At 55.1% G+C, this 12,374-nt stretch carries 11 protein-coding genes; 4 read left to right on the top strand and 7 right to left on the bottom strand.

The window, feature by feature from the left end:
• Positions 1-183: 183 nt before the first annotated feature.
• Positions 184-3,708: a pyruvate:ferredoxin (flavodoxin) oxidoreductase gene (gene nifJ / locus IM304_RS12230; protein WP_193355209.1), complete on the bottom strand. Its 3,525-nt coding sequence runs from the start codon at positions 3,706-3,708 to the stop codon at positions 184-186.
• 272 nt (positions 3,709-3,980) lie between these two features.
• On the opposite strand from nifJ, the gene IM304_RS12225 reads away from it, so the two are divergent.
• Entirely contained in the window at positions 3,981-4,247 is a 267-nt protein-coding gene (locus IM304_RS12225; RefSeq protein ID WP_148419747.1) for a DUF333 domain-containing protein, read from the top strand.
• Between the two features lies 1 nt (position 4,248).
• Here IM304_RS12225 and hslJ read toward each other — a convergent pair whose 3' ends face one another.
• From hslJ to IM304_RS12195, 6 genes are all read right to left on the bottom strand, one after another.
• The gene (hslJ, locus tag IM304_RS12220) at positions 4,249-4,686 is read right to left on the bottom strand and encodes a heat shock protein HslJ (RefSeq protein WP_193355208.1); all 438 of its coding nucleotides are present in this window, start codon (positions 4,684-4,686) and stop codon (positions 4,249-4,251) included.
• Between the two features lie 123 nt (positions 4,687-4,809).
• Positions 4,810-4,938 carry a DUF2474 domain-containing protein gene (locus tag IM304_RS12215; protein WP_165464233.1) on the bottom strand — a complete coding sequence of 43 codons (129 nt, stop codon included), beginning with the start codon at positions 4,936-4,938 and terminating at the stop codon, positions 4,810-4,812.
• Positions 4,938-5,948 carry a cytochrome d ubiquinol oxidase subunit II gene (cydB, locus tag IM304_RS12210; protein ID WP_193355207.1) on the bottom strand — a complete coding sequence of 337 codons (1,011 nt, stop codon included), beginning with the start codon at positions 5,946-5,948 and terminating at the stop codon, positions 4,938-4,940. The genes IM304_RS12215 and cydB overlap by 1 nt, the downstream gene beginning before the upstream one ends.
• A gap of 5 nt (positions 5,949-5,953) precedes the next feature.
• Entirely contained in the window at positions 5,954-7,348 is a 1,395-nt protein-coding gene (locus tag IM304_RS12205) for a cytochrome ubiquinol oxidase subunit I (RefSeq protein ID WP_193355206.1), read from the bottom strand.
• A 384-nt stretch (positions 7,349-7,732) separates the two neighbouring features.
• Complete coding sequence (locus tag IM304_RS12200) at positions 7,733-8,212, bottom strand: DUF2778 domain-containing protein (RefSeq protein ID WP_193355205.1); 480 nt, start codon at positions 8,210-8,212, stop codon at positions 7,733-7,735.
• Positions 8,209-8,691 (bottom strand): Hcp family type VI secretion system effector, encoded by a 483-nt coding sequence (locus tag IM304_RS12195; RefSeq protein ID WP_193355204.1) that lies wholly within the window; start codon positions 8,689-8,691, stop codon positions 8,209-8,211. Before IM304_RS12195 ends, IM304_RS12200 begins: the two co-directional genes overlap by 4 nt.
• A gap of 416 nt (positions 8,692-9,107) precedes the next feature.
• Between IM304_RS12195 and IM304_RS12190 the strand changes: the two genes are divergently transcribed.
• The 3 genes from IM304_RS12190 to patD all read left to right on the top strand — a co-directional run bounded on the left by IM304_RS12190 (position 9,108) and on the right by patD (position 12,367).
• The gene (locus IM304_RS12190; RefSeq protein WP_148419751.1) at positions 9,108-9,296 is read left to right on the top strand and encodes a cold-shock protein; all 189 of its coding nucleotides are present in this window, start codon (positions 9,108-9,110) and stop codon (positions 9,294-9,296) included.
• A gap of 82 nt (positions 9,297-9,378) precedes the next feature.
• The gene (locus tag IM304_RS12185; RefSeq protein ID WP_193355203.1) at positions 9,379-10,803 is read left to right on the top strand and encodes a PLP-dependent aminotransferase family protein; all 1,425 of its coding nucleotides are present in this window, start codon (positions 9,379-9,381) and stop codon (positions 10,801-10,803) included.
• Positions 10,804-10,942: 139 nt separating this feature from the next.
• Complete coding sequence (patD, locus tag IM304_RS12180) at positions 10,943-12,367, top strand: aminobutyraldehyde dehydrogenase (RefSeq protein WP_193355202.1); 1,425 nt, start codon at positions 10,943-10,945, stop codon at positions 12,365-12,367.
• Positions 12,368-12,374 lie beyond the last annotated feature (7 nt).

Here is a 12,374-nt window from a genome sequence, read left to right as displayed (position 1 = left end):
ATTGCTGAGTAAACAGGGTAATCTCCACGCCGTTATATGCCTTTAAGATTTCTTTTCCATAATTCACGTGAATATTGTTTAAATCGTATACGCAATTTTCACCGATTGTCTGGATGAGCCCGATGTACCTGCATCGGGCTTTTTTTTAGGCAAAAAAATGCCCGGACAGGCCGGGCAAGTTTATTATTCGCTGGTTGATTTTTCCGCTTTCCCCGCCATCTGCGCCAGGAAGTCATAACGCTTCTGGAGATCTGCTGCCGCATCCTTCCACAGCTGTTCAGCCACCTCTGGCTGTTGAGCGTTCAGCCTGCGGAAGCGCTGCTCCTGGAGCAACGTCTCAGCAAGGGCGTCTGACGGCGGACGTGAATCCAGCGCCAGCGGCAATTTACCTTCATCTGCACGGCGTGGATCAAAGCGGTACAGCGGCCAGAATCCCGTTGCGGTGAGCTGGCGCATCTGGTCATGGCTGAGTGCCAAATCGTAGCCGTGCTCTTCGCATGGGCTGTACGCGATAATCAGCGACGGGCCAGGATAAGCTTCCGCTTCCTGAATGGCTTTTACCGTCTGGTTAAGCTGTGCGCCTAGCGAAATCTGCGCCACGTAAACATGGCCATACATCATCATGCTGACGCCCAGATCCTTACGCGCCTTGCGCTTGCCGTGCTCGCCGAATTTCGTGACGGCACCCAGCGGCGTCGCTTTTGAGGCCTGTCCGCCAGTGTTTGAATAGCACTGGGTGTCGAGCACCAGAATATTGACGTTTTCGGTCAGGCTCAGCACATGATCCAGGCCGCCAAAGCCAATATCGTAGGCCCACCCGTCGCCGCCAATCAGCCAGATCGATTTTTCCACCAGCGCGTCGGCATCGTTCAGCAGCTGTTCTGCCCCCTCAACGCCCTGAAGCGCCTTGCGCAGTTCAGCAACCTGTTCGCGCCGAACCTCAGGCGTGGCCTCCGCATGCAGCGCGTCGTTTAGTTCAGCCGGTATGTTATCGGCAAACTGCGCCAGAAGACGCATTACGCGGGCACGGTGCTGATCGACCGTCAGGCGGAACCCCAGCCCAAATTCGGCGTTATCCTCGAAAAGGGAGTTTGCCCACGCCGGACCGCGACCGTTCGCGTCCGTGGTATAAGGGGTGGACGGCAGGTTCCCCCCGTAGATTGACGAACAGCCGGTCGCGTTGGCTATCAGCATACGGTCGCCGTAAAGCTGCGTGAGCAGTTTGATATACGGTGTTTCACCGCAGCCGGAACACGCTCCGGAGTACTCAAAGAGCGGCGTAATAAGCTGAGAGGTACGAATATCAATGCGCTCCAGCTTGCTGCGATCGATCTCAGGCAGGTTGAGGAAGAAGTCATAGTTCACTTTCTCCTCCTCAACGTGCTCCAGGCGCGACATCATATTGATGGCTTTGATTTCCGGGTTCTGACGATCCTTTGCCGGACACACTTCCACGCACAGGTTACAGCCGGTGCAGTCTTCCGGCGCAACCTGAAGAACATATTTCTGACCACGCATGTCGCGGGATTTTACATCCAGCGAGTGCAGGCTTTCCGGTGCGGCGGACATCGCTTCTGGTGGTACCACCTTGGCGCGAATGGCCGAGTGCGGGCAGGCGGCCACGCAGTGGTTGCACTGCGTGCACAGCTCTTCTTTCCAGATGGGAATCGCTTCGGCGATATTGCGTTTCTCCCAGCGGGTCGTGCCCATCGGCCAGGTGCCGTCCGGCGGCAGCGCGGACACGGGGAGGGCATCGCCGAGCCCCGCGAGCATCGCCGCGGTAACGGTTTTGACGAAGTCCGGCGCGGCGTCTGACACCACCGGCGGCCGGTTCGGGCTGCTGGCGTCGACCGGCTGCAACGGCACCTCGAACAGCGACTCGCGGGCCAGCGCCAGCGCCTGCCAGTTGCGCTCAACCAGCTCCTGGCCTTTACTGCTGTAGCTTTTAGCAATCGCCCCCTGCAGCGCCGTAAGCGCGCTGTCGCTCGGCAAAATATTGGTCAGGTGGAAGAAGGCCATCTGCATTACGGTATTAATACGCGCGGCCAGACCACACTCGCGTGCAATTTTTGCCGCGTTAATCACATACAGACGCGCCTGTTTCTGGTTCAGCACCGCCTGAACCTCCTGCGGCAGACGTCCCCAGACCTCATCGGCGCTGTACGGGGTGTTAATCAGGAAAATACCGCCGGGCTTCAGGCGCTCGGCCATCTGGTATTTATCGATGAACTGAAGCTGGTGGCAGCCAACAAAATCCGCCTGAGAGATAAGGTAGGCCGAGCGAATCGGATGCTCGCTGACGCGCAGGTGGGATACGGTGAGACCGCCCGCTTTTTTGGAGTCGTATACAAAATACCCCTGCGCATACCACGGCGTGGCGTTACCGATAATTTTAATGTTGTTCTTGGTGGCCGAGACGCTGCCGTCACTGCCGAGGCCGTAAAACAGCGCTTCCAGCTTTGCAGTCGAGGGCAGGGTGTTTTCCGGCAACGCAAGGGAGAGGTTGGTCACGTCATCATAAATGCCGACCGTAAAACGCGGCTTCGGTTTTGCTTCGTTCAGTTCAGCAAACACGGCCAGCACGCATTCAGGCCCGAACTCTTTGGAAGACAAACCGTATCGGCCGCCGATTACGCGGGGCAACGTTTCACGCTCGCCGCCGTTAAACGCCTCTGCAAGGGCGGTCATCACATCAAGATAGAGCGGCTCAGCCTGTGCGCCAGGCTCTTTGGTGCGATCGAGTACCGCCACGGCGCGCGCGCTGTCCGGCAGGGCGGAGAGCAGGTGTTTTGCCGAGAACGGACGATAAAGGCGAACTTTTAGCACGCCAACCTTTTCGCCACGCGTCAGCAGCTCATCGACCACCTCTTCGCAGGTGCCGATGGCCGAGCCCATCAGAACGACCACGCGTTCAGCCTGCGGATGTCCGTAATATTCAAACGGCTTATATTCGCGCCCCGTCGCAGCGGCAAAATCGTCCATCGCACGTTCAACGTGGTCATACACCGCGTTGTACCACGGGTTTGTCGCCTCGCGGGACTGGAAATAGGTATCAGGATTCGCAGAGGTACCACGGATCACCGGATGTTCAGGGTTGAGGGCACGGGCGCGATGGGCGTCAATGTCCGCCTGCGGCAGCAGGTTGAGGATGGTGTCATCCGGCAGCGGAACGATTTTATTGATTTCGTGGGAGGTGCGGAAACCGTCAAAGAAATGAATGAACGGCACGCGGCTTTTCAGCGTAGCGATATGGGAAATCAGCGCAAAGTCCTGGGCTTCCTGCACGCTGCTGGCGCAGAGCATGGCGCAGCCGGTTTGACGTACGGCCATCACGTCCGAGTGATCGCCAAAAATTGAGAGGGCGTGAGTGGCTACGGTGCGTGCGGCCACGTGCAGTACAAACGGCGTTAATTGTCCTGCCAGCTTGTAAAGCGTGGGGATCATCAGCAGCAGTCCCTGCGATGACGTAAAGGAGGTCGACAGCGCACCGGTCTGCAGCGCGCCGTGCACGGTGGCAATCGCGCCGGCTTCAGACTGCATCTCCACGACGCGCGGGACATCGCCCCAGACGTTTTTTAATCCATTGCCAGCCCAGGCGTCCGCCTGTTCAGCCATCGTTGAGCTTGGCGTGATGGGATAGATGGCGATAACTTCGCTGGTACGAAACGCAACAGACGCGACTGCACCATTGCCGTCAATAGTTTGCATAGGACAACACCCTTACATTGCGCAAAAAAAGAGGGGCCCGTAAAACGACAACAGACCCTGAATATTATCTGTGTATTTTAGCAAACCCGGGGTTTTACGATTTTCGCTTTTGTGTCCTGGTTATTCGCCGTACCAATGAGTAGATCAAGATTTGGGCTAAAAAATTGCGAGAAATTGTTTCAGAGGCGCATAAATACGCACATCCGCTCTCGACGATGCGGCGCCTGATGCCTATTATGCATAGGTTTCGCTTAAATGATGGGGAGGAAGATATGCGTTCAGCATTTTGGGTAGGGTGTGCCGCGTTACTGTTATCGGCATGCAGCAGTGAACCTGTACAGCAGGCGACAGCGGCACACGTTACGCCGGGTATGAGAGCGGCCATGTCCAGCTCCGGGCAGGCCAACTGCGCCATGATCGGCGGTTCGCTATCCGTCGCCCGCCAGCTCGACGGTTCCGCCATCGGGATGTGCGCGTTGCCTAACGGCAAACGCTGTAGCGAACAGTCGCTTGCCGTTGGTTCGTGCGGAAGCTACTGAGTTATTCTACTCGCTTAAACATCAGTGATTTATCGGCTGTCGCCAGCGTTAGCTGGTCTTCGGTCAGGTCTACCTGCGCGCCTTTACGCAGCATATCGGCGAGGGTCTTATCGAGCTCATTAAGCTGCGGCTCGGTGCAGAGTTTACGGGTCATCGCCAGCGTTTTGACCTTCAGCTCGCCTTCGGACAATTTCCCCTGTCCGTTGAAGCCGTTGCACATGGTGCCGGAGACGACAATGTTGTTAATCAGGCTGATGTTGGGCTGCGCGCTGAAGCGAATTTCAGGCTGCATTTTCCCGACGTTTACCGCTTTGCCATCAACATTTTCCAGCACGAAACGGTGATTCTCTAACCGATCGGCCTGAACGGAGGCTTTGCCGGGATTAACGCATCCAGCCAGTGCAAGGCTGAGTAAACTTATTGCCGCGAGCTTTTTCATTTTTCTTCTCGAACTATCAATGCTGTAAATATTATTCGAGTGTAACGATACCCCCTGCGGCGTTAATGGGTTTTATCTGAAAGTGCGAGAAGGGACCGGGCGGCGGCGTACCCGGTCAGTGAATTAGTGAGATTTAAATCCTGCCGCTGCCATCAGCATTTTGAAGATCATACTTACGCAGGCCAGCGCCAGCACGCTGCCTCCCCAGATGATGGCAAGCCACATCAAACGTTTCCATACAGGTTGTTGCATCAGTGATAACCCTCCCCATGCTGTACTTTTCCGCGAAAAACGTAATAGCTCCAGAAGGTGTAGACCAGAATAACGGGAATGATCAACAGTGCGCCCACCAGCATAAAGCCCTGGCTTTGAGGTGGCGCGGCGGCTTCCCACAGGGTGATGGACGGCGGAATGATATGCGGCCAGATGCTGATCCCAAGCCCGCTGAACCCGAGAAAAACCAGACCTAACGTCGTGATAAACGGCAGATTATGGCTGGCAGGATTATTCAGGCAGCGCCACTGTAGCAGGCTCAGGATCGCAACCAGCGCGGGGACCGGCAGAAGGTAAAACAGGTTTGGCAGCGTGAACCAGCGCGCGGCAATGGCCGGCTGCGCCAGAGGCGTCCAGAGGCTGATCGCAGCAATAAATACCAGAAGGAGGAGCAAAAGCCCTTTTGATATCCGGCGCATCCGCCGTTGCAGGGCATGCTCGCTTTTCATCACCAGCCAGGTGGATCCTAACAGCGCATAAGCCACCACAAGACCCGCGCCGCAGAAGAGATTAAACGGCGTTAACCAGTCAAACGGGCCGCCACCGTAAGCGCGACCGGTTACGCTGAACCCCTGGATAACAGCGCCAACGGTGATGCCCTGGGTGAAGGTCGCGAGAATGGAGCCGCCGATAAAGGCCTTATCCCAGAACGGACGGTGTGCCGGGGTTGCCTTGAAGCGAAATTCAAAGGCGACACCGCGAAATATAAGTCCGATCAGCATTAACGTCAGCGGAATGGTCAGCGCGTCGATGATAACCGCATAGGCGAGGGGAAATGCGCCAAAGAGCGCCGCACCGCCAAGCACCAGCCAGGTTTCGTTTCCGTCCCAGACCGGGGCGACGCTGTTGACCATCACATCGCGATCGTCGGCATTTTGCTTAGCGGGAAACAGGATGCCTATCCCCAGGTCAAAGCCATCCATCACGATATACATCAGCGTGGCGAAAACGATGATAACGAACCAGATAATGGAAAGATCGATACCCATTACGGTTACTCCTTAAATTCAGTGGTGACGGCGGAAAGCGGACGGGCAGGGCGGCCATCGGACTCGGTGGCAAAAGATTCGTGGGGCTGCGGCCCTTTTTTTATCAGACGCACCATATAGCTGTAGCCCACGCCGAACACCGAGGTATAAACCACGAAGAAGGCCAGTAAACTGACGCTCATATGCAGATCTCCATGCGCGGAGACCGCATCCTGCGTGCGCTGTAGCCCGTAGACGACCCACGGCTGACGGCCAACCTCCGTTGTCACCCATCCGGCGAGGATTGCGATCAGCCCCGACGGCCCCATCAGCAGTGCAAACCTCAGGAAAGGACGAGAGGTATACAGGCGTTGCTTATAGCGCAGCCAGACCGCCATCACGCCCAGGAGCAGCATCAACATGCCCAAGCCGGCCATAATGCGAAAAGACCAGAAAACGATAGTGGAGTTGGGACGATCCTCTTTCGCAAAATCTTTTAAGGCCGGTACCTGTTTATCGAGGCTGTGGGTCAGGATCAGGCTACCGAGAGCGGGGATCTCCAGTCCAAAGCGGGTACGCTCCTGCTCCATATCCGGCCAGCCAAACAGCAGCAGCGGAGTGGGTTCACCCGGGGGATTCTCCCAGTGTCCCTCGATGGCGGCTATTTTTGCAGGCTGATGCTTTAAGGTATTCAAACCGTGCATATCGCCCACCAGTGCCTGTACGGGCGCCACAATCAGCGTCATCCACAATGCCATGGAGAACATGGCACGAATGGCGGGGGCGTTGTTTCCACGCAGCAGATGCCAGGCCGCAGACGCGCCGACAAACAGCGCGCTGCTGAGGAAGGCAGCAATCGACATGTGCAGCAGGCGGTAGGGGAAGGAGGGGTTAAAGACAACGCCAAACCAGTCCACCGGAACGACCTGACCGTTAATAATTTCGTATCCCTGGGGCGTCTGCATCCAGCTGTTCGAGGCGAGGATCCAGAAGGTCGAAATGATAGTTCCCAGCGCAACCATGCAGGTTGAGAAAAAGTGCAGACCTGGCCCTACCTTATTCCAGCCAAACAGCATCACGCCGAGGAACCCGGCTTCGAGGAAGAAGGCGGTAAGTACTTCATAGGTCAGCAGGGGGCCGGTAATACTGCCCGCGAACTGCGAAAATCCGCTCCAGTTGGTGCCGAACTGATAAGCCATCACCAGGCCGGAGACCACGCCCATGCCGAAGTTAACGGCGAAGATCTTCGACCAAAAATGGTACAGCGAACGCCAGACGGGATTTTTTGTTTTCAGCCACAGCCCTTCCAGCACGGCAAGATAGCTCGCCAGGCCGATGGTGATGGCCGGAAAAATAATATGAAAGGATACGGTAAAGGCGAACTGTATTCGCGCAAGATGAAACGCATCTAAACCAAACATGCAAAACTCCGCAGTGCAATTAATTCGATGCAATTCTAAGCCGCGCTGGACAGGGGTTGCAGAGACAGAGTGCTGTTATTTATCCATAACAGTTAACATGCCTGCCTTTGCGTAAATACGAGACAGGCGGGAATAGTCCCGCCCATTTAAACGTTCACTTCCGTATCGCCCAAGCGTAAATCAACACGGCATTGAGCAGAAAAGAAAGAATGAAAAGTAAGGTTGTATAGTTTTCGCTCCATTCCAGTTCAGTCACAAATCCAAAATAGCTGGTGTAGAGTTGATAGAGCTTTACATCAGGCATGATGTAACAAAACAGAGAGTAAATAACGAACAGCATTAACGTTTCGACTATCCACGTCAGGACATGCTTTTTTGCATTCATTAATATACCTGTATTGTTCCGAGCGCATTTAATCCAGGAGCTATTTTTACAGTGCCAGACGCCAGCAAACCATGCATCAATATTCTGTAGTGGTCATGATTTGGTAACGTTATGCATCCATTGCTGATACCGGACTGTCCTGCCGGGTGTAAACGAAAAGAGCCACGTTCGACATTGCTGACAAAAGTAGTGTCGTCAATGTGATTATCGTGACGATAAAGGGCAAACCAAAAGTCACGGTTTGATCCGCTTTCAAGGCCTTTGATAGTGTCATGCCAGTGGGTCGCTAAACCACCTCGGGGACGTGTCACAATATAATATAGTCCTGGAGGTAATGGTCCCGCCCCGGGAGTGGCAACGGCATTGGGATTATTTCTGTTATGCCCTGAATTTCCCGAATACGCAGGGAAAAAGCCCAGGCCGGGACAGCTCAACGTTGAAAGTTGTCCCCCATTCAAATGAAAAGAGCACCGAATCATCTGTCTTTCCATTCATCCGAGAAGATGATATTACCGTCGCAATGTTTCCACGCGATCTTTTCGTAGCGAAGCGCAATACTTTCCAGGTGGTTGTGTTTTTCCGTGGCGGGGTTTTTAACGTCATGCATTAGTGGGCAAATGGATACCACTTTTACATTCTCAAGCAACATGTTGAAGTATTCAACTTCCTGCCCTGCATCATTAATACGGTACCACTTAAACTCAGCGCTTTTTAAGGTTTGACCCCTTGCAACCGCTTTGTACAGATAAGGGCTCGAGCTGTCGAACTCCTTCTCAAAATTAAGCGGACTATGTATACGTGTACCGGTAATTTTACCCGTCATGTTATCGGTCGGGAGATGAAGGCCGTGCCCGAAACCCAGTATTTCAATACTTCCTTCACGATCTATCACGTCGACGGAACCGTTAATATTGGCTCCGCCATCATCTTTTAGCCACAGGTAGGCTGGTATTGCCATCTTAAAACTCCTTTTCACTGATTAAATTTTAATAAGTTAATACCTCTTCTGTATTCGCAATGTAGGCAAAAAGTGTTATAGGTAACGGTTATATTTCAATAGGTTATGGGTTTTCTTGCCAGAATTTAACTCTTGAATACTCATTGGTATCGGATTACGTATGCATAAAAAATTTCTTTTTATGATTTTTACGCATTAAACCGCTTGCTTTGTCGTCAGCAACATGCGTTAATGGCCTTCTGGTTTTGCATCCAAATAAATATCTGACGTAGTTTTATAAAGCAGTTCTCATCACGTTGTGCCTCTCCGCAGCCTCTCTTGGGTCTTTATCTACTTTCCGATTCGTTTTGTATCGAACCACTATTGCCCGTTCGGCTCATGTGTAATTTACGTTTTTACGTTTACAGGAGAATCCTATGACTTCTTATATCCATTTTCGCTGCCCTTGCTGTCATGGCTCGCAGTACCGCACCTCAGCTTTTGACGTGTCTGATAAAAATCCTTTCGGCGCGAAGTGCATTTTCTGCAAATCGTCGATGATCACGCTCGACCATCTGGCCGCAGCGCGTTCCGCGCAGAATCACGTTACCGAGTACCGCAAGTAATTATCCGCATTTCCCATAACAGTTAGCAAAATCTTCTCTTTTTCTCCTGCTGATATACACTGTCAGCAATAAGGAGAATCTGATGAAAAAATACCAGCGTCTGGCGCAACAAATTATCTCGCAGATTGAACTTGGCGTATGGTTGCCGGGCGATAAGCTGCCTTCACTGCGAGAGCAGGTGGCAAGCAGCGGCATGAGCTTTATGACCGTTGGCCACGCGTATCAGATGCTGGAAAGTCAGGGGCGCATTGTCGCCAGACCGCAGTCGGGCTACTACGTTGCCGCGCGCCCGACCTCCCACCAGCCTGCACCGCCCGCACAGGTGATGCGCGACGAAGTGGTAGACATTAATACCTACATCTTCGACGTGTTACAGGCCAGCCGCGATCCCTCGGTAGTCCCGTTTGCCTCTGCGTTTCCCGATCCGCGTCTTTTCCCGCTTCAGCAGCTCAACCGATCGCTGGCCAGCGTCAGTAAAACGGCCACCGCCATGAGCGTGATTGAAAACCTGCCGCCGGGTAACGTTGACTTACGCCATGCTATCGCCCGCCGCTACGCCCAGCAGGGGATGAACATCTCCCCGGATGAGATCGTGATCACCGCCGGGGCGCTCGAGGCGCTCAACCTCAGCCTGCAGGCCGTCACCGAGCCGGGAGACTGGGTCATCGTTGAAAACCCCTGTTTTTATGGCGCGCTTCAGGCCCTTGAACGCCTGAAGCTGAAAGCCTTGTCCATCGCCACTGACGTGCGTGAAGGTATCGATCTTAACGCGCTAGAGCAGGCGTTAAGCGATTATCCGGTTAAAGCCTGCTGGCTGATGACTAACAGCCAGAATCCGCTGGGCTTCACCCTGAGCGCAGAAAAGAAGGCCCGGCTGGTGGCCTTATTAACGCGGCATAACGTCACGCTGATTGAAGACGATGTTTACAGCGAACTCTACTTTGGTCGTGAAAAACCTTTGCCTGCGAAGGCCTGGGACAAGCAGGACATGACGCTGCACTGCTCATCCTTCTCCAAGTGCCTGGTGGCCGGTTTTCGCATCGGCTGGGTGGCGGCAGGAAAACATGCCGGGCGTATTCAGCAGCTACAGCTGATGAGTACCTTATCCACCAGCTCCCCTATGCAGCTGGCGCTGGTGGACTATCTGTCCACCAAACGTTACGACGCCCACCTCCGCCGCCTGCGGCGCACGCTCGCCGAGCGCAAGCAGCATGCCTGGCAGACGCTTCTGCGCCATATGCCTGCCGGTGTTAAAATCCATCATAACGACAGCGGCTACTTTTTATGGCTGGAGCTCCCGGAACGGCTCGATGCAGGACGGCTCAGCGAAAAGGCGTTAGCCCATCAAATCAGCATTGCCCCCGGCAAAATGTTTTCCACCTCCGATGCCTGGGCGCCGTTTTTCCGCTTTAACACCTCGTGGGGCTGGGGGGAGCGGGAGGAACAGGCTGTCGCCCGGCTGGGTGAAGTCATTCGCGAAATGATGCTGGCTCCAGTCACACCCTGATGAAAATTCCTGAAGCGGCAGGGTACGCGGTCTACCTTTAGTTAGGGAGCGCCGACTTGATGCGTGACGTTGTCACGCATCAGACCGGCAATACGCGTGCTGACAGCGAAAATAATGTCGACTTCAACAGGACAATGCTATGCAAAATCTACTGCTGATTAATGGTGAACTGGTGGCCGGCGAGGGCGAGGCGCAGGCGGTTTACAATCCTGCCACGGGTGAGGTGTTGCTGGAGATTACTGAAGCGTCGGCCGCTCAGGTGGATGCTGCCGTCCAGGCTGCCGATCGTGCTTTCGCTGAGTGGGGCCAGACGACGCCGAAAACGCGCGCCGAATGCCTGCTGAAGCTGGCGGATGTAATCGAAGCCAATGCCGACGCGTTCGCGCAGCTGGAATCACTTAACTGCGGGAAACCGCTGCATTGTGCCCGGGGGGATGAAATTCCGGCCGTCGTCGATGTGTTTCGCTTCTTTGCCGGGGCCGCCCGCTGCCTGAATGGCCTGGCCGCGGGTGAATACCTTGAGGGACATACCTCAATGATCCGTCGCGATCCGGTAGGCGTTGTCGCCTCCATTGCCCCGTGGAACTATCCGCTGATGATGGCGGCGTGGAAGCTGGCGCCCGCGCTGGCCGCCGGAAACTGCGTGGTGATCAAACCTTCGGAAATCACGCCGCTGACGGCGCTGAAGCTGGCGGAACTGGCGAAGGACATCTTCCCGGCAGGGGTGCTGAACGTGCTGTTTGGTCGCGGTAAAAGCGTGGGAGATCCGCTGACCGGTCACGAAAAAGTGCGCATGGTTTCGCTTACCGGCTCTATCGCCACCGGGGAACATATCATCGGCCATACCGCTTCCTCTATCAAACGGACCCATATGGAGCTGGGCGGCAAAGCGCCGGTCATCGTCTTTGACGATGCGGATCTGGATGCGGTGGTTGAGGGCGTGCGCACGTTTGGCTTCTACAATGCCGGTCAGGATTGTACCGCTGCCTGTCGTATATACGCCCAGAAGGGGATTTACCCCGCGCTGGTCGAAAAGCTGGGCGCCGCCGTCGCCACGCTGAAGATGGGTGCGCCGGAGGATACGTCTACGGAGCTTGGCCCGCTCAGCTCAGCAGCGCATCTTGCGCGCGTGTGTGCCGCGGTGGACGACGCCAAAGCGCTGAGCCATATCCGCGTGGTCACCGGGGGCGGCAAGGGAGAGGGCGCAGGATATTACTTCCAGCCAACGCTGCTGGCCGGGGCGAGGCAGGATGACGCTATCGTCCAGCGGGAGGTGTTCGGGCCGGTGGTCAGCGTGACGGAATTTGAGGATGAAGCGCAGGTGCTGGAATGGGCTAACGATTCCCGGTACGGCCTGGCATCCTCCGTCTGGACAAAAGACACAGGGCGTGCGCATCGGCTCAGCGCGCGGTTGCAGTATGGCTGCACCTGGGTCAATACCCATTTTATGCTGGTGAGCGAAATGCCGCACGGCGGTATGAAGTTATCAGGCTACGGCAAGGATATGTCGGTCTACGGGCTTGAGGACTATACGGTTGTGCGACATGTCATGATAAAGCACTAAGCCGTCT

The organism is Enterobacter cloacae complex sp. P40C2 (assembly GCF_014930695.1).
In the GTDB taxonomy this organism is placed as follows: domain Bacteria; phylum Pseudomonadota; class Gammaproteobacteria; order Enterobacterales; family Enterobacteriaceae; genus Enterobacter; species Enterobacter pasteurii.
This window is presented reverse-complemented; position numbering and strand designations above follow the sequence as displayed.